15 protein-coding genes are annotated in these 17,335 nt (G+C 63.0%); 14 read left to right on the top strand and 1 reads right to left on the bottom strand.

Annotation, left to right across the window (positions count from 1 at the left end; genetic code table 11):
• Positions 1 to 48: 48 nt before the first annotated feature.
• The gene (locus IPM84_10905) at positions 49 to 1,098 is read right to left on the bottom strand and encodes an AAA family ATPase (GenBank protein MBK9093270.1); all 1,050 of its coding nucleotides are present in this window, start codon (positions 1,096 to 1,098) and stop codon (positions 49 to 51) included.
• A 282-nt stretch (positions 1,099 to 1,380) separates the two neighbouring features.
• Between IPM84_10905 and IPM84_10900 the strand changes: the two genes are divergently transcribed.
• The 14 genes from IPM84_10900 to IPM84_10835 all read left to right on the top strand — a co-directional run bounded on the left by IPM84_10900 (position 1,381) and on the right by IPM84_10835 (position 17,273).
• Complete coding sequence (locus tag IPM84_10900) at positions 1,381 to 2,160, top strand: YIP1 family protein (GenBank protein MBK9093269.1); 780 nt, start codon at positions 1,381 to 1,383, stop codon at positions 2,158 to 2,160.
• 29 nt (positions 2,161 to 2,189) lie between these two features.
• Positions 2,190 to 2,939, top strand: coding sequence for an ABC transporter ATP-binding protein (locus IPM84_10895; protein ID MBK9093268.1), 750 nt, complete (start codon positions 2,190 to 2,192; stop codon positions 2,937 to 2,939).
• Positions 2,940 to 2,963: 24 nt separating this feature from the next.
• Complete coding sequence (locus IPM84_10890; GenBank protein MBK9093267.1) at positions 2,964 to 4,673, top strand: hypothetical protein; 1,710 nt, start codon at positions 2,964 to 2,966, stop codon at positions 4,671 to 4,673.
• Positions 4,674 to 4,684: 11 nt separating this feature from the next.
• Complete coding sequence (locus IPM84_10885) at positions 4,685 to 6,043, top strand: ABC transporter permease (GenBank protein MBK9093266.1); 1,359 nt, start codon at positions 4,685 to 4,687, stop codon at positions 6,041 to 6,043.
• Positions 6,040 to 7,425, top strand: coding sequence for a nucleotidyltransferase family protein (locus tag IPM84_10880; protein MBK9093265.1), 1,386 nt, complete (start codon positions 6,040 to 6,042; stop codon positions 7,423 to 7,425). The genes IPM84_10885 and IPM84_10880 overlap by 4 nt, the downstream gene beginning before the upstream one ends.
• A gap of 240 nt (positions 7,426 to 7,665) precedes the next feature.
• Entirely contained in the window at positions 7,666 to 8,532 is an 867-nt protein-coding gene (locus IPM84_10875; GenBank protein MBK9093264.1) for a MurR/RpiR family transcriptional regulator, read from the top strand.
• Between the two features lie 58 nt (positions 8,533 to 8,590).
• Positions 8,591 to 9,799 (top strand): cation:proton antiporter, encoded by a 1,209-nt coding sequence (locus IPM84_10870; GenBank protein MBK9093263.1) that lies wholly within the window; start codon positions 8,591 to 8,593, stop codon positions 9,797 to 9,799.
• On the top strand, positions 9,792 to 10,166 hold the full coding sequence (locus tag IPM84_10865) for a hypothetical protein (GenBank protein ID MBK9093262.1): 375 nt from the start codon (positions 9,792 to 9,794) through the stop codon (positions 10,164 to 10,166). Before IPM84_10870 ends, IPM84_10865 begins: the two co-directional genes overlap by 8 nt.
• An 8-nt stretch (positions 10,167 to 10,174) precedes the next feature.
• Positions 10,175 to 10,291, top strand: coding sequence for a hypothetical protein (locus tag IPM84_10860; GenBank protein MBK9093261.1), 117 nt, complete (start codon positions 10,175 to 10,177; stop codon positions 10,289 to 10,291).
• Between the two features lie 4 nt (positions 10,292 to 10,295).
• A complete protein-coding gene (locus IPM84_10855; protein MBK9093260.1) occupies positions 10,296 to 12,590 on the top strand; it encodes a DUF389 domain-containing protein in 2,295 nt (764 codons plus the stop codon).
• A gap of 45 nt (positions 12,591 to 12,635) precedes the next feature.
• Complete coding sequence (locus tag IPM84_10850) at positions 12,636 to 14,450, top strand: CBS domain-containing protein (GenBank protein MBK9093259.1); 1,815 nt, start codon at positions 12,636 to 12,638, stop codon at positions 14,448 to 14,450.
• Between the two features lie 294 nt (positions 14,451 to 14,744).
• A complete protein-coding gene (locus IPM84_10845) occupies positions 14,745 to 14,999 on the top strand; it encodes a hypothetical protein (GenBank protein ID MBK9093258.1) in 255 nt (84 codons plus the stop codon).
• Positions 14,996 to 15,292, top strand: a complete 297-nt coding sequence (locus tag IPM84_10840) for a hypothetical protein (GenBank protein ID MBK9093257.1) — start codon at positions 14,996 to 14,998, stop codon at positions 15,290 to 15,292. The genes IPM84_10845 and IPM84_10840 overlap by 4 nt, the downstream gene beginning before the upstream one ends.
• 361 nt (positions 15,293 to 15,653) lie before the next feature.
• Complete coding sequence (locus tag IPM84_10835; protein MBK9093256.1) at positions 15,654 to 17,273, top strand: SAM-dependent DNA methyltransferase; 1,620 nt, start codon at positions 15,654 to 15,656, stop codon at positions 17,271 to 17,273.
• Positions 17,274 to 17,335 lie beyond the last annotated feature (62 nt).

The following is a 17,335-nucleotide window of genomic DNA, read 5'->3' as shown; positions in this document are numbered from 1 at the left end:
AAAACGGAACGCAAGTAATGTACGAGCGCGCGGCGATAACCGGCCAACTCAACCGGTCGGCTCTACCCGGTCTCCAATCAGCTTCTCTTTGACCGATTGACCTTCGGGCCAGACGCAGCAGTAAGCCAGGCGCAGCGGATATTCCAGGTTGATGGCCCCAGGGCCGCCGCGGTTCTTCTCCAGCGACACGATCAGCCAGTTACGGTACGCCTCGGCCTTGTGCGGGCTGTAGGTCAGATGCGAACGGGAGACGATGTCATACTTGTTGTTCAGCATCAGGATGACGTCCGACTCGTACTGGAGCGCGGAACTGCCGCGCAGATCGAACAGGCGAATGCGATCGCCTTGCAGCGCCTTGCGGTCGGCCGCGGCCACGGCCAGGACCGGGATGTTGAAGGTGTTGGCGATGTCCTTCAGGCCTTCGGCCACCATCGTGGACTTGTCATCTTCGTCTTTCGCGACGCGTGGATGGATCGGAATCTTCTGCAGGTAGTCCACAAAAAAGACGCAATCGCCCTGGAAGCGGGCGGCCAGCGCGCCGGCCATCTGGCGCAAGGCGTCGAGCGTGGTGGTGGTGGTATTGGCCTTGACCATCTCCAGCCGGCTGCCATAGCGGTCCACCTGGGCCAGCATCGGCGCCACCCGCGGGTCGGCGCGCAGGGCTGAGGTGATGGGACGGCCCGAGCGCGCCGCTTCCAAAAAAAGCGTGTTCAGGTGATAGAGCGTGAGCGGTTCTGGCAGCCCGGCCAGGGCGCTTTCCATGCACAGCAGGCGCTTGGAAAGGTCAATGTGGTCGTGTTCGTAGCAGACGTACATGGCGCCGCGCGTGGGTGATGACGCGACGACGTTGCGCGCCATTTGCAGGGTCATGGTCGTCTTACCCACACCGGGCGCGCCGCCGAACAGGACCAGCTCGCCGCGACCAACGCCGCCGCCGATCAGGCGATCGAGCGGTTCATACCCCAGGGGCATCATCGTGTAGCGCCCGGTTGTACCGCGACTGGTTTCCTGGTCGGCCCGACGTAGAACCTCGGCCAGGCTGGCCGGCTGCGTCTGATGGACTTGCCAGTCACTGTTATTTGCGTTTGCTTCGGGCATACCCGATCTCCTCTCGACCTTGTTGACTCCCGTGTGGGCGGTGGTATGCGGATCATGGTCATGGACAGCGCCTATTGTCCCCGCGGATCGGTCTCTTGTCAACCCCTGCTGTAAGGCTATTTTTGCACTACAGCGCCACCAATTGGGGAGCATAAACCCGGCTGTGCTATAATATGCTGCAAGCGGGCACGAATTGCGTTTGTTTCCTTAGGCGGAAAAGTGAAGTCTATTCCCGCTTGCAGTATACAGTCCAGCCAGATTTCATCCACAAAGGACATCGCGATGTCATTTTCTTTCGACCCGGCGGCTGCAACCGCCCTGCCTGCTGCCCCACGGGGACCGCACCCGTTTACCCTGCTCTGGTGGATTTGGGTGCGTCCCCGCATGGCGCTGACGGCCGTGCGCGACGGCCGGCGCTGGCTGCTGCTGATCCCACTGCTGGTCATCCTCAGCCTGCTGGCGCTGCGGGTGGTGGTCGAGGCGCCCTATGTGACTGAACTGCGGCGCCAGGCAAGCATCGAACAGATGCGCCAGACGCTGTCGCCGCAAGAATTCGAGAACCTGCCGCCCGAAGCGCTGCAAGGCCCCACAGCCCAGCCGATCTCCCTCGGGCTGCTGGCCGCGCTGGGGCCGCTGCTGCTGGTCTGGGGGGTTCGCGCAGGTATCCTGCACTTACTCGGACTGGCCTTTGGCGGTCAGAACACGTATGGCAGCCTGTTCAGCACCGCGGCCTGGGCCAGTTTGCCCCTGGCCTTGCGCACGCTGCTGCAGATCATCTTCATCGCCGGCACCCGGTCACCGGTCGTGGGCAGCGGCCTGGCCGGCCTGATGACGCCTGCCGAGCAGATCATCAGCGGGCCGACGGGGTTCGCTGCTGGGCTGCTGAGCACCGTGGATCTGTTTTCGCTCTGGTACGTCATTCTCCTGGGCATGGCGGTGTGGGTCAGCGGGCGTTTGAGTCGCAACAAGGTGCTGATCATCATGAGTATTTACGTCGTGCTTTCCCTGTTGCTGGGCGCTGCGCCCAGTCTGCTGATGGGCGCCTTGTCCCGGGGCTTTTAGCGCGGCAGGCGTTGATTTCGATGGCAACCATGGCAAATTCAGACAACGGTCAGGGCACGCCTTCGACGATGATGATCGAGGTTAGCGGCCTGCAAAAAATCTACGTGATGGGCAAGACCCAGGTGCATGCGTTGCGCGGGGTCAGCCTGCGCGTGCCGCGAGGCGAGTTCTGCTGTCTGATGGGAACCTCTGGCTCCGGCAAATCCACCCTGCTGCACCTGATCGGCGGCTTGGATCGGGCGTCGGCCGGTGAGATCACGGTGTCCGGGCAGAAACTAAGCGAATTGGACGAAAATGACCTGGCGGCCTACCGGCGCACGTGCATCGGCTTTCTCTTCCAGTCGTTCAACCTGGTCTCGACGATGACCGCGGCGCAAAATGTGGAGTTTCCGATGCTGTTTGCCCGTGTGGCGGCGGTCGAGCGCCGGCGGCGGGCGCAGCATCTACTGCAAGCGGTGGGCCTGGCCGCGCGTGTGGGGCACAAACCGACTGAGCTATCCGGCGGCGAGCAACAGCGCGTGGCGCTGGCGCGGGCGCTGGTCAATCAGCCGACCATTCTGCTGGCCGACGAGCCGACCGGTAACCTGGACAGCCACACCGGCCAGGAGATCATGGACATCATGCTGCGCGCCAACCGTGAGGCCGGCATCACCATCCTGATGGTGACGCACGACCCGGCCGTGGCCCGTTATGCGGACCGCGTGGTGCGCCTGAAGGACGGTCATGTCCTGGGTGAAGAAAGCGCCGAGAACCTGGAGAAGGCGGCAGCCGTTATTTGATTCAGGAATGCTTAAAGGAGCATTATGCGTTCGAGCCTGAGACTCGCCTTGTATCTGACCGTGCTGTGTATGCTGATCGGTGTTGGGCTGCCAACCCTGGGTCACGGCATGGTGGCGCATGCGCAAACCAGCACGCCGCCGACTTCTAACGAGCGGCCGCTGATCTTCATCCGCAGCTTCCGCACGGAGCCGGCCGTGGTGCAGGCCGATCAGACCTTCCGCCTGTTCCTGGAACTGCACAACGTGGGGTCGGCGGGCGCGACGAACATCATCATCTCCCTCGCCAGTGAAAACTTCGTGCCCCAGGGATCGTCCAGCGTCAAAACGCTGAACGGGCTGACGGTGGATGAGCACGGCTGGGTCTGGCAGGACCTGCGCGGCAATCCCGATCTCAAGGGTGGCACCTATGCGATGGCGATCAGCATCAGCTATCAGGGCGACGATGGCGTGCCCTATGCCTCCAACGAGACTGTGGGCGTCAATGTGGCTGCGGCGCCCCCCACCCCAACGCCCACCGCGCAGCCCAAACCAGGCATCCCCCAGTTGGTGATCGAACAGGTGTCCACCGATCCCGTCACCATCATCGCGGGGGAGCCGTTCACGCTGACCTTTGCGGTGCGCAACACCGGCACCGGCGCGGCGCGGCGCACCCTGGTCACGGTGAGCAGCGAGAATAAGAATTTTGCGCCGACCGTGGGCAGCAACGTCGTCAGCGTGGGCGACATCGGCTTCAACAAGCGGCAGGCGGTCTCCTTGCACCTGGTGGCCGACACGGATACGACGCCGGGTCTGCACACCCTGCAACTCGGCCTCGATTTCATCAACTGGGGCGATGAAAAGTACAGCTCGCAGCAGGTGATTGCCGTGACCGTGGGCGGCGTCAGTGCTGGCAAGCCTTCGACGCCGCAAGCGCTGCCGATCATCGAGAGCTACGTCAGCGAACCGCTGCGGCCCAGTCCTGGCCAGCCCTTGACGCTGCGCCTGAACATCCGCAACGTGGGCACGAGCGATGCGCGACGGCTGAATATCACCTTCGGCACCGCGTCCACGGGCGGCGCCTCCGCGGTCACCGTGTTTGCCCCGCTGGGCACCGGCAACGTGCGCGTCGTACCGGTACTCGGCGTCAACGAATTGACGACGGTCGAGATGCAGTTCATCGTCAGCGGCTCGGCCAGCGCGGGCACCTACGTCGTGCCGATTGAGTTTAGCTACGATGGGCCGACCGACAAGACGCTGGAGCGCACCGAGCAGATCACCCTGCTGGTCAGTGTGGCGCCCCAATTGCGGGTCAGCTTCTATCGGCCGGTGGGTCAACCGATGCCGGACACCCCCATCGAGCTGCCGATCGAGATCATCAACCAGGGCCGCAACACCGTGGGCATCACCTCGGTGGAACTTGGCCCTGTGGAAGGATTGACGTTCGAGAACGCCTCGGTCTACATCGGTTCGCTCGACTCCGGTCAGTCGGGCACGCTCGACGCGCAGGCCGCGGCCGCGCAGGGCGGCGAGTACAACATCGAAATCATCATCAAGTACATTGATGATTTCAACCAGAACCAGGTTTACACCGCCACCCTGCCGCTCAGCGTTCTCAACATGGGCGAACCGGGCGACGGCAGCGGCGGGAGCGATGGGGGCAAAGGCGCGAACGGCGGCGAACCGCCCGTCACCCGCGTCCAACGCCCCTTCTGGCAACGCCTCTTCCTGGGCCTGTTCGGTCTTGGCAGCGGCTGACAGAAGTACAAATGACATTCATTGATCTGTTTCGCACCGTTCTATCGAATCTGAACCGTATGCGCATGCGCGTGGTGTTGACGGCCATTGGCGTGGTCATCGGCACGGCCGCGGTCCTGGTGTTGATCAGCCTGGGCGCGGGTTTGCAGCGCAGCGCCACGCAGGGCATCGGCGGCATCTCCGACCTGACCCTCATCAACGTCATGGGCGAACAGACGGTGATGATGGAAAAGAGCGCGCCGGATCCGTCAAGCGTCCAGCGCAGCGAGGCGCAGGGTCTGACCCTCAAGGTGTTGGAAAAACTGCGCGCCCTGCCCAACGTCGTGGCGGTGACGCCGCAGGAATATATGCAGGGCCAGGTGGAAGTGCATTTCAATCGGCTGACGGGCGGAGGCGGCATTTTGGGCGTGGATCCGGAAGCCTGGAAGGCGTTCGGCTACAAGCTGACCTCCGGCGAAAACCGGGTGAGCACCGGCCAGGTCGTGGTCGGCGCCCAGGTCGGCGCCACACTCTACGATCCGCGCCAGGCCGGCCGCAAGGAGGACCTCTTCAGCAGCCCCAGGGGCCTGGGCGCGTCAGGTGAGCCGGACGTCACAGACTTGCAGGACGCCAGCCTGACCCTGCGCGCCATTCGTTACGACAACGAGGGCAAGATGGCGACGCGCAATCTGCGCGTGCAGGTGACGGGCGTCCTGGCATCGTTGGGCGAAACCGACTACAACATCTACCTGCCGCTCAAAGAGGTGGATGAGTTGAACCAGTGGTTCAGCGGGCGCCGGGTGGATCGCACGCGTGAGGGCTATCAGCAAGCGATCGTCAAGGTGGCCAATTCCCGCGACGTGGCGGCCGTGCAGAAGGAGATTCAGCAGATGGGCTTGAACGCCTACTCCGCGCAGGACACCGTCAACAGCATCAACTCCTTCTTCCTGGTGCTGCAAGCCATCCTGGGCGGCATTGGCGCCATCGCGCTCCTCGTCGCCGCGTTCGGCATCGCCAACACCCTGAGCATGGCGATCTACGAGCGCACGCGTGAAATTGGCTTGATGAAAGCCATCGGCGCGCGCAACCGCGATGTCATGAGCATCTTCCTGGGCGAAGCCGCCGCCATCGGCTTCCTGGGCGGCGTGGTCGGCGCCGGGCTGGGCTGGGCGGTCAGCGGCGTCATCAACCTGATTGCGCAGTCGGCCCTGGGGCAGCAGGGCAACCCCATCTTCGGCGGTCCCGGCGCCGACAGCAGCATCGTCTACACCCCTATCTGGCTGATTCCGTTCGCTGTCATCTTCGCCACCCTGGTCGGCCTGCTCTCAGGCGTCTTTCCAGCCCTGCGCGCCGCCACCCTCGATCCGTTAAAGGCCTTGAAGTACGAATGAACCAGGCCACCCTCTCCCGCGCAACGGCCGTCTCGCGGCTGATGCGCTGGCTCGGCGCCGCAGCCCAGCCCCCCGCACCTGCACCGCAACAGGTGGACGCGACTGGCGCAGAGCGACCGTTTTCCCTGGCCGACTGGACCGTGATTCTGCAGGAGGCGGTTCGGCACGGCGTCCATCTCCTCCTGGCCGAACATGGGCAGACGATCGCCGCGCCTGATTATGTCATGCGCTGGCTGGCGGCTGAGACTGCGGCCAACGCCCGGCGCAATGACCTGCTGGCCGCGGAATTGAGCGCCATCCTGGTCGGCGCGGCGGCGGCCCAGGTCGAGCTGATCCCTTTCAAGGGCGCGCACTTCCTCCTCGAACGGCGCAGCTATCCCCGGCCCGAGATCAGGCCGCTGGCTGATCTCGATCTGCTGGCGCGGCCGGGTCAAATTTCCGCGCTGCGGAAGGTCATGCAGGCCCTGGGCTACAGCGAAGAATCACGCGTCACCTGGAAGCACCTGAGCTTCATCAAGCCTGACAACCGGCAGCTCGCGTCCTTCAGCGCCGGCGATCCAAATAACCCGCGGCGGGTGGAGGTTCACAGCGCGCTGGCCGAAGATTTTCTGGGCCTGCGCCTCGATCTGACGACCGCGGCCTGGGGACACAGTCAACCCATGGAGATAGAGATGAAGATGGACGCGGCATCGGTGCGCCTGCTGCCGCCCTGGCTGCTCTTCCTGCACCTGGCGGCCCATGCGTCGCAGGATGTGTGGGAGCGCAAGGCGCGCCTGCTACAACAGGCCGATCTGCAGCGGGTCTGGCAACAGCTAACGCACCCGGACATTGCCATCATCGGCGGCGCCTGCGCGGCGCCGGCCGCCTGGTTCGATGCACAGGGCTTGAGCGCGCATGACCGAACCGCGGCCAGCCTGGTGGGCGTAGCGCGCCTGGAACCGCGCTTGCTGCTGCCCAGCCTCACCCTGCTGGAAACCGCCTTCCCCGGCGCGCTGCCGCCCGGTCTGACAGCCGCATTGGCCGCGCCCCTGCCGCCCGCGCTGCGGGCCTGGCTGCAACATCTCAGCCTGGCCGAGGTTTCCCTGAGCAATCCTGCGCCGCGGCGCCTGGCCGACAACCTGCGTTGGACGCACGGGCCGGCAGAGCGCGTGGGCGCGCTGCGCCGCCTGCTGCTACCCGACCGCTTCGGCCTGTTGGGCAACCGCTTCCCGCGCCTGGTCAGCTCACCGCTTTATCCGCTGGCCTACCCCCTGCACCTGGTCTTCCTGGGCGGCTGGTTACAGCGCCGCCTGCGCCGCCACGGCCAGCGCGCCGACGGCTCCCTCCATCAACGCATGCTCGATGACCTGGCCCACAGCCTGGCCGCAGAAGCCAACCGGTAGGGGCATGGCCTTGCGCCTGCCCGCTCAGCCAGGCAGTGAGAATGGTCTCGATAGCGCCCGGAGTGCCCCCCTGCCCCCCAATCCTGGGGGAGCCGAATGCTTTTCCCCCCAGGATTGGGGGGCAGGGGGGTCGCCTGAGCAAACTTTTCATTCGTCTAGTCTTTGACAAAAGATATTTCCTTTAGTATCATAACGGTAGTGTTCTGGTTCGTCAAGGTCTTATCCGCACAGGAATCGCAGATGGCAGGATCGTTATCAACACCCACAACCAGTTTATTGCTTACCATTCGCGGCTTACTGCCGGCGCTCAATGAGCAGGAGCAAAAGGTGGGTCAGTACGTGCTGGATCACGCCGATGAAGTGATCCACCTGGTGATGAGCGACCTGGCCGAGAGGTGCGCAGTCAGCGATACGACGGTCTTTCGGTTCTGCCGGCGGGTCAGGACCGACGGATACCAGGATTTCAAGATCCGCTTGGCGCTGGAGTCAGAGCCAGATCATACCACCACCTATGCTTCGATCACGGACGGGGATAGCGTCGCCCAAGCTGCGCGAAAGGTCATCGCGGCTGACGTCAAGGCATTGGAAGACACCCTCAAGGTGCTGGATTTGGCCGCCCTGGAGCGTGCCGCGGATGCGCTCCTGGCGGCACGCCGGGTGGACATCTACGGATCCGGCGGCGGAGCCATCGCCGCGCTGGAATTGCAATACAAGCTCATGCGCGTGGGTGTGCGCGCCGTCCCCCATACGGACGGCGAGATGCAGGTGATCTCGGCGACGCTATTGACACCGGCCGACCTGGCTATCGGCATCTCACATTCTGGGGAGTCGCACGATGTCCTGCGCGCGCTTGGGGTAGCCCGACAGGCCGGCGCCACGACGATTGCCATCACCAACCACCCGGCCTCGCCCCTTGCGAAATCAGCTGACATCTGCCTGCACACGGCGGCTCAGGAGGCCCTCGCCCACGGCTATCCGCTCGGCGCGCGCGTGGCCCAGGTCGCGTTGATTGATGTGCTTTACGCCGCACTGGCGCTCCAGTGCCCGTCCGAAGTTGAACGCAGCCAGGTGCGCATCGCCGATGCTTTGTTGATACGATTGAGCTAGTCGAAAATCCAGTCGTGTCGTGTCGTGTCGTGTCGTGTCGCAATGAAAGGGCTATCACATGACCCCATTTCTGCAACTCGTTTTTTCTTTGATGGTGATTATTACGGCGGCGAAAACCGGGGGCTGGTTGGCCAACCGCCTGCGTCAGCCAGCCGTCCTGGGCGAACTGCTGGTTGGCGTCTTCCTCGGCCCCAGCGTGCTCGACCTTCTCCACTGGCCGTTTCTGGCCAATCCGGTTGATCCGCATTTGTTGACCGAAGCAGTTTACGAACTGGCTGAGTTGGGGGTGGTCTGCCTGATGTTCCTCGCCGGTTTGGAGGTGGACATACGCGAGATGCAACGCGCGGGGCGCGTGGCGACGCTGGCGGGTGTCAGTGGCGTGATCGTGCCGCTGGCGCTAGGCGCACTGGTTATGCTGCCGTTTGGCTACCAGGGTAACGCCGCCCTCTTCGTCGGCATGATCCTAACCGCAACCAGCGTCAGCATCAGTGCGCAAACCCTGCTCGAGTTGGGTATGTTGCGCAGCCGCGAAGGCATTGCGCTCCTCGGTGCGGCCGTCGTAGATGACGTGCTGGTCATTCTGTTGTTATCCATCTTTGTCGCCGTGGCAACCAGCAGCGCGGGGCTGGCCGCGGTGCCGCTCATCCTGCTACGCATGCTCATTTATCTGGGGGTGGCCGTGGCCGTCAGCTTCCTAGTGCTGCCACGGCTGGCCGACTGGGTGGATCGCCAGTCAATCAGTGAGGGGTTGGCCGCGCTGGTCTTGGTCGTAGCCCTGGCGTTTGCCTGGACTGCCGAAGTGAGCGGCGGCCTGGCTGCGATCACCGGCGCGTTCATCGCCGGTGTTGGTTTCGGCCGTAGTCATCTGCACGCCAAGATTACACGCAGCATGCACACCATCACCTACGCATTCCTGGTGCCGATCTTCTTTGTCAGTATTGGCCTCAAAACGGACGCCCACCTGCTGACTGGGCCGAATCTCCTGTTGATTATGGTCCTGGTCGTGGTGGCCGTCATTTCCAAGATCGTCGGGGGTGGGCTCGGTGCACGCCTTGGCGGCTTCACGAACCGAGAAGCGCTGCGTGTCGGCTTGGGGATGATTAGCCGCGGCGAGGTGGGCCTGATTGTAGCGGCCGTTGGTGTGAATGCCGGACTGATCCAACCAGAACTATTTTCCAGCATCACGTTCATTGTACTGATTACCACCCTGATTACGCCGCTCTTTCTGCGGCGGGCCTTTGCCGAAAAAGAGGTAAGTTATGCCTAACATGGTCGTAGCTGTCTTGCCGAGCCTGGAAAAGAGCCAGGATGTGCTAAGTGCCTGGGAAGCCTTTGGGGTCACCGGCGTCACGATCCTGGAGAGTATTGGACTTCGCAAACTGCGGCAGTTGCGCGCCCAGCGCGATGATATCCCCTTATTCCCCTCGTTGCGACATCTCCTCGAGGAGGAAGAGTATCACCAACGCACGATTTTTGTGGTCGTGGATGACGCCTTTGACCTGGAGGGACTGATCCGCGTCACTGAAAAAGCGGTGGGCGGCAATTTCAACGCACCTGACTCCGGGTTGCTCTTTGTCACGCCGGTGACGCACGTGCTCGGACTGCGGCCGCATTGGACGCGAGAGCGCAGATAGAAGTCGTCGTGCGCCGCGCCGACCTGCCCTGCGTGCTCCAGGCCGTGGACTCCGTGGATGGCAAGGCGTTTGTCACGGTCGAAGAAACCCGCCGCGTCTATCGAGATTGGCGGCTAGGAAAATAGCTAGATGGCGTCCGTTCATCACACACAGACTGGAAGCATCCTTCTTCCGGTGTCCAACCCCAGCCGCGCGGCCAGCCTGGCAGCCACGGCAGCCCGCATCGCCTTGGCTCGATCTGCCCCGGTGATCGTTCTGACCATTGCCTTGCCGACCGATCCTTCGCTTGCGCGACTCGAGGCTGAGACAAGCGCGGATATGCAGCCGGCTTTGGAGACGGCGCTGGTTGTCCTCCGCGCAGCCGGCGTGAGCGCGCGTTCGATGGTGCGCGTTGCCGACGACGTCGGCGTAGCCATTCGTCAGACGATCCGCGAGCTGGGCAGCCAGCTCATTGTGCTCGGATGGCGCGGCGAAGCCCAACCCGACGGCAACTATCTCAACACGGCCCTCGCCGCTGTGCTGGAAGACCCTATCTGCGATGTTGTCATTGTCGGCGGATATGCCCCGCAGCAATTGCAGCGAATCCTCGTGTCGGTTGGCGGCGGACCTCATTCCGCCTTTGCCTTTCGGCTGGCTTCGGAGTTGGCTGGCACTTCTACCGGAGGCTCTGCGCAGCATGTGCAGGTAACTGCCCTGCATGTCGTGCCACAGGAGCACCATCCCCGCAGCACATTCATCTCCTCGGCTCGTCATCTTGAGCAAATTATCGATGACCGCCTGCATGATTCAGGTCTGGTTCGCAAAACCGTGGTGGCGAGTGACATCGCACAGGCAATCCTGGATGAGCTTGCGACCGGATACGATACGGTCTTGATGGGCACCTCACGCGAAGCCTTGATTGATCGGCTGCTGTTTGGGGACCTACCACAACGAGTTGCCGAGGAGAGTCGCGCGACAGTAATCGTGGTTCGACGACGCACCGGGTTTGTGACGCGGGTCTTCCGGCGCGCCTGGCATGGTATCATCGCCGCCATGCCCGCGCTGACCCCCAGTGAGCGAGACGAGGTCCGCACCGTCATCAGGGAAGGTGCGAGTTCTCGCGCCGACTTCTTTGTCATGATCGCGCTGGCTGCCATCCTGGCAGGTTTCGGCTTGCTCTTGAACAGCCCCGCGGTCATCATCGGCGCCATGCTGGTCGCACCGCTGATGACCGCCATCGTGGGGATGGGGTTGGGAATTATTGAAGGTGACACCGGTCTTCTGAGGATGGCAGCCTGGGCTTCAGCCCGTGGCATGCTGCTGGCCATCTTGATTGGCGCCCTGTTGGGTATGCTTGTGCCGGATGCGGCCACGACGCCTGAAATCATGGCGCGTACGCAACCGAATGTGCTGGATCTGGGCGTCGCCCTGGCCTCTGGCGCGGCCGGCGCCTACGCGTTGTGCCGCAAATCAGTCTCTGCTGCCCTCGCGGGCATTGCGATTGCCGCCGCGCTTGTGCCGCCACTGACCACAGTTGGCATCGGCTTGGCACTCGGTCGTCAAGACATCGCCGGCGGCGCGCTGCTCCTGTTCTTGACGAACTTGATCGCGATTGCTGCGGCCAGCGGGCTGTTTTTTCTTTTATTTGGGTTCGCGCCGCCTGCCAGGTACAAAACACAGCGCGCCCTGTTGCGCCGAGGACTCTTGGGCGCGCTAGCGCTCCTGGCGGCTGTCACCGTGATCCTCGGCATCCTCACGACCCAGACCCTACGTGTCGTGCGCCTCGATCGAGCCATTGACGTAGCGATTCGGGCCGAAGTCGAAATTCTGCCTGATACTGAACTCGTCGAAGTACGGCGTAGCCAGACCGATGATGGCGTCCTACACCTGGCTGTCACCTTGCGGTCGGTCCGCCAATTCCCACATGAAACAGCGTTGACATTTCAACGAGACATCGCCACGCGCCTGCAACAGCCGGTCGCACTCTTGCTCAACGTGATTCCCGCGACCCGGCTCGATCCATTAGTGCCGCCGACATTAACGTCAACGCCAACGCCGACTCGAACGCCAACCCCTGGGCCGACGGCTACGACCACCTTCACGCCAACGCCGTCCCCCACGCTCACGCCAACGGCGACGGCATCCGCTTCACCCACCGCCACGGCTACCGCGACCGCACTCTCTACCCTGACGCCGACTGCCACACCGACGACGCCTCCGACACCGGCGCCAGCCGTGGTGGTCAACACAAGCGGCCGCGGCGCCTGGCTGCGAACAACGCCTGGCGGATCAATTGCCGGCACGGTGATGGAGGGCACGGCAGTTTTTCTGTTGGGAGAGCAGATTGAAGTCAACGGGCGCCTGTGGGCACGCGTCTTGATCCCCCGGGGACTTACCGGTTGGATTGCGCTGGATTATGTGAAGCTCGTTAGTGCTACGCGTTAACCCCGCGCACTGCTCATTGCGCCCCCAGCTTATGCCATGGTTGGCATGGCTGCCGTACTGGCTGCCGCCGTACACGCACCCCTGACCGCCATTATTCTGCTGTTCGAGATGACTCAAGACTACCGCATCATTCTGCCGGTGATGTTTGCCGTGGTGGTCGGTCTGTTCGTGGCGCAACGATTGCGTCGTGACCCTGTCTATACCCTGGGACTTGCGCGCAAGGGGCTGCGCCTACAACGCGGTCGCGACGTGGAGGTGCTGGAAGGCATCACGGTCGGCGAGGTCATGGAGACGAACGTCGTCACGCTGCGCGAAACGTACCTGCTCGCTACGGCCGCCGATCTCTTTGCACGGACGCGCCACCACGGACTGCCGGTCGTTAATGAGGCGGGCGATCTAGTCGGTATCCTCACGGTACAGTATCTGGAACAGGCACGAAACGAAAATGATGATTCAATCTGCACGGTGGGCGATGTATGCACGCGCGAGATGCTGGTGGCGCATTCCGAGGAAAGCATTGCACGCGGGAACCATCCCGCATCGGCTTCCGTCTCGATGGCGCACTCGAAAGGAGGTGCTGCCATGAGACACCGTCTAGCCAGGCATTTCTGGCTTACTACCTGTCTGTTCATCGTGCTCGCCCAACTCGTGACCGGCTGTGAACCGGCGCCGGTGGGGGCGCAACCACAACCACCCCCCGCACCCGCCATCCCCGCCCCGGCGGAAGACCTGGCCCAGCTCGCGGCCGGGCAGAATACGTTCGCAACCGACCTGTACCAGCAACTGCGTGACACCCCGGGCAATCTCTTCTTTTCCCCGTACAGCCTGGCCACGGCGCTGACGATGACCTATGCCGGTGCCCGCGGTAACACTGAAACCCAGATGGCGCAGGTTCTGCACATCACCTTGCCGGCTGCCAGGCAGCATGCGGCGGCGGCAACCCTCAACTGGACGCTCTACCCCGCGGAGAAAAGCAGCGCCCGGCTCAACACCGCCAATGCCCTGTGGTCCCAACTGGACCTGCCGCTGCAAGCAGACTTTGTGGCCCTGATGAATCAGCACTACGGCGCCGGCGTCAAGCCGACCGATTTCAAGCAGGCGCCAGAAGCGGCCCGTGTAGCCGTCAACGATTGGGCGAGTTTCCAAACCGCCGGCAAGATCACGGACCTGGTTCCGCCCGGCATGATCACCGCGGACACCCGATTGGTGCTGGCGAATGCCATCTACTTCAAGGCCGATTGGCTCCTGCCGTTTGACAAGGCGCTCACGCGGGACGAGCCGTTCTTCCGCCTGGACGGCAGCGAGCGCCGCGTCCCCATGATGTTTATGCAAAAGCCCGCCGATCTCGCCTACGGCGCCGGCGACGGCTACCAGGCGGTCACCCTGGAATACACGGATACGCTCATTGCCATGACGGTCATCGTGCCGGACCGCGGGCGCCTGGAGACGGTTGAAGCAAACCTCAGCGCGGACTGGCTGCGTACGAGTATGAGTTCCATGACCTCACGCAAGGTCGCGCTGGGCCTGCCCAAATTCCGCTTTGGCTCGACCTTCTCCGTGGCGGATGCGCTCGGCGAGCTGGGCATGTCCGATGCCATCACGCCCTATCAGGCCGATTTTTCCGGCATTGATGGCACCCGCGATCTCTTCATCGGCGCGGTGCTGCACAAGGCTGTGGTGGAGGTGGACGAGAAGGGCACCGTGGCGGCTGCCGCCTCGGCTGTGGTGGTGAGGACACTCTCGATTCAAGTAGAGGAGGAACCGCTCCCCCTCACCGTTGACCGTCCCTTCCTGGTGGTAATCCACGACCGGCAGACAGGCGCGATCCTCTTCCTGGGCCGCGTGGTGGACCCGGCTTGAAATTGCAGCAACGTTCCCGGCACGGGTCAGAAGATCGTTCTTCAGAAACGGTCTGTGCGGCCTGTGCCGGGGACAGGGCAAGGCCGCGACGATCTCGGCTTCGCTCTTGTGGCCGTGCGGATCGCGATAGGTTGCCAGTTTGTGCGGATTGCGCTCGTCTGCGATAATATCCTGAATGATCGCAAACCCGGTCACGCCGGTGATGTCGCTGAGCACGTTGGTCAGCTTGAGGTTCATCAAGTGTTCGCTTGTTTATGGGTCTAATGGCGTGGCTATTGGCACTGGGAGCACGCTATGAGCGTCCTTTTTCCCGACACCCACCCCAAAATGGAAGCCCTGCAAATCCAGCTATGGCGGCAGGCCAGCCCCACCCGCAAAATGAACATGCTGGCGCAGCTCAACAAATCGGCGCAAATGCTGGCGTCTATGGGACTGCGCGCCCAATATCCCCAGGCCAGTGAGGCCGAAATCCGCCGCCGGCTGGCCGGTTTATTATTGGGAGAAGAGACCGCCCGCAAAGTGTATGGAGAAATCAGCCATGCAAAATGAACCGATTGAAGTCACGCTCAATTTTACAATCGCAACTGGCCCGCGCCCAACAACAGACCTTCGCCTTTGAGACGGAAATCAGCGCCAAATTTGCCAGCCCCGAAGATACGGTCCTTGCCAAGCTCGAATGGTATCGCATCGGCGGCGAAGTATCAGAGCGCCAATGGCGCGATATTCTCGGTGTGCTGATAACCCGCGCCGGCGCACTCGATCTGGATTATTTGCGGAAATGGGCGGGCGAACTCAGGGTCAATGATTTGCTGGAACGCGCCTTAGGAATGAGAATTAAATAAGTGTCCGCTTTGGTGCTGTCTGTATGCTCAGAATTCGCTCGGAACTGGACAGTTAAAAAATTCTCATTCCTTACAACAAATGAAGTACAACGCACGCAGATTATCCTCAGAGTAATTCATCGGATCATGATCCAGGTGCGCCACGGTCAGCAACTACTGTGTCACCTGGCAATCCGACTTGTTCGGCGAAGGCGCCGTAGTGCGCTCTTATATTGCGTCGCCGCCCAACCCTGCGTGCAGGCGACGGAGGCTAATAAGTCGCAAAATCAAAGTTCAGGCGACAGCCGCCCCCACGCCTGACACACGCCGTTAGCGGCCTGCACGACCTATCGATCCACTGCATGACGCGATCAGGAACTCCATGGCAATCACGAAGGACAAAACCAACGATACCGGCGCCAACCTCGGCTTCGAAGCGAAGCTCTGGGCCGCCGCGGACGCGCTGCGCAACAACATGGATGCGGCCGAGTACAAGCACGTCGTCCTGGGCCTCATCTTCCTCAAGTACATCTCCGACGCGTTCGAGGCGAAGCATACGGAACTGGATGCGCAGCGCGCCGAGGGTGCGGATCCCGAAGACCGCGACGAGTACCGCGCCGCCAGCATCTTCTGGGTTCCCAGGGAGGCGCGCTGGCAGCACCTGAAGGCCAGCGCGCCGCAGCCCACCATCGGCACGCTGGTTGATGACGCGATGGCCGCGATCGAACGCGACAATCCGTCGCTCAAGGGTGTGCTGCCGAAGGATTTCGGCCGCGCCGGCCTCGACAAGCAGCGGCTGGGCCAGATCATCAACCTGGTGAGCGACATCGCCTTCAACTCCCCTCTCCCCGCGGGAGAGGGGCCAGGGGTGAGGGCCGACCGCGCCAAGGACACGCTCGGCCGCGTGTACGAGTACTTCCTGGCACGCTTCGCCAGCGCCGAGGGCAAGAGCGGCGGGCAGTTCTACACGCCCTCCAGCGTGGTGCGCGTGCTGGTCGAGATGCTGGCGCCCTACAAAGGCCGCGTCTACGACCCTTGCTGCGGCTCCGGCGGCATGTTCGTCAGCAGCGAGAAGTTCATCGAAGCGCACAGCGGCAGGATCGGCGACATCTCCATCTACGGCCAGGAGTCCAACTACACCACCTGGCGCCTGGCCAAGATGAACCTCGCCATCCGCGGCATTGATGCACAGATCGCGCACGGCGATACCTTCCACCGTGACGCGCACCCCGATCTCAAGGCCGACTATGTGCTGGCCAATCCGCCCTTCAACGACAGCGACTGGCGCGGCGAGCTCCTCAAAGACGACAAGCGCTGGGTCTACGGCGCACCGCCCGCGGGCAACGCCAACTACGCCTGGGTGCAGCACTTCATCCACCACCTCGCGCCCACGGGGCTTGCCGGCTTCGTGCTCGCCAACGGCTCGATGTCGTCCAACCAGTCGGGCGAGGGTGAGATCCGCAAGGCCATCATCGAGGCCGACCTGGTGGACTGCATGGTGGCGCTGCCGGGCCAGCTCTTCTACTCGACGCAGATCCCGGTCTGCCTCTGGTTTTTGCGCCGAGACAAGCGCCACCTCCCCTCTCCCGGCGGGAGAGGGGTCGGGGGTGAGGTGCGCGACCGGCGCGGCGAGACGCTCTTCATCGACGCGCGCAAGCTGGGCACGCTGGTGGACCGCACGCACCGCGAGCTGAGCGACGCCGACCTCGCCAGGATCGCCGGCGCGTACCACGCCTGGCGCGGGGATAAAGGCGCGGGCGCGTACACCGATGTGCCCGGTTTCTGCATGGCCGCGCAGCTCGACGACATCCGCAAGCACGGGCACGTCCTCACGCCGGGACGGTATGTCGGCGCGGAGGCGGCCGAGGACGACGGCGAGCTATTCGAGGAGAAGATGGCGCGGCTCGCTGCGACGCTGCACGAGCAGCAGACCGAGGCTGCGAAGCTCGATGCTGCCATCGCCGCCAATCTCAAGGAGTTGGGCTATGGTCTATCGAAATAACGATGTACCGGCATCCGGCGCTCTTGGAGGTCTTGAAGGCATGAGAGACCATTTTACTCGCA

Source organism: Candidatus Amarolinea dominans, from assembly GCA_016719785.1.
Classification (GTDB): Bacteria; Chloroflexota; Anaerolineae; order SSC4; family Amarolineaceae; genus Amarolinea; species Amarolinea dominans.
This window is presented reverse-complemented; position numbering and strand designations above follow the sequence as displayed.

What these genes read in the sequence shown, in the direction of transcription:
- IPM84_10905 (MBK9093270.1), bottom strand. Translation starts at nt 1,098, where the DNA reads ATGCCCGAAGCAAACGCAAATAACAGTGACTGGCAAGTCCATCAGACG.
- IPM84_10900 (MBK9093269.1), top strand. Translation starts at nt 1,381, where the DNA reads ATGTCATTTTCTTTCGACCCGGCGGCTGCAACCGCCCTGCCTGCTGCC.
- IPM84_10895 (MBK9093268.1), top strand. Translation starts at nt 2,190, where the DNA reads ATGGCAAATTCAGACAACGGTCAGGGCACGCCTTCGACGATGATGATC.
- IPM84_10890 (MBK9093267.1), top strand. Translation starts at nt 2,964, where the DNA reads ATGCGTTCGAGCCTGAGACTCGCCTTGTATCTGACCGTGCTGTGTATG.
- IPM84_10885 (MBK9093266.1), top strand. Translation starts at nt 4,685, where the DNA reads ATGACATTCATTGATCTGTTTCGCACCGTTCTATCGAATCTGAACCGT.
- IPM84_10880 (MBK9093265.1), top strand. Translation starts at nt 6,040, where the DNA reads ATGAACCAGGCCACCCTCTCCCGCGCAACGGCCGTCTCGCGGCTGATG.
- IPM84_10875 (MBK9093264.1), top strand. Translation starts at nt 7,666, where the DNA reads ATGGCAGGATCGTTATCAACACCCACAACCAGTTTATTGCTTACCATT.
- IPM84_10870 (MBK9093263.1), top strand. Translation starts at nt 8,591, where the DNA reads ATGACCCCATTTCTGCAACTCGTTTTTTCTTTGATGGTGATTATTACG.
- IPM84_10865 (MBK9093262.1), top strand. Translation starts at nt 9,792, where the DNA reads ATGCCTAACATGGTCGTAGCTGTCTTGCCGAGCCTGGAAAAGAGCCAG.
- IPM84_10855 (MBK9093260.1), top strand. Translation starts at nt 10,296, where the DNA reads ATGGCGTCCGTTCATCACACACAGACTGGAAGCATCCTTCTTCCGGTG.
- IPM84_10850 (MBK9093259.1), top strand. Translation starts at nt 12,636, where the DNA reads ATGGCTGCCGTACTGGCTGCCGCCGTACACGCACCCCTGACCGCCATT.
- IPM84_10845 (MBK9093258.1), top strand. Translation starts at nt 14,745, where the DNA reads ATGAGCGTCCTTTTTCCCGACACCCACCCCAAAATGGAAGCCCTGCAA.
- IPM84_10840 (MBK9093257.1), top strand. Translation starts at nt 14,996, where the DNA reads ATGAACCGATTGAAGTCACGCTCAATTTTACAATCGCAACTGGCCCGC.
- IPM84_10835 (MBK9093256.1), top strand. Translation starts at nt 15,654, where the DNA reads ATGGCAATCACGAAGGACAAAACCAACGATACCGGCGCCAACCTCGGC.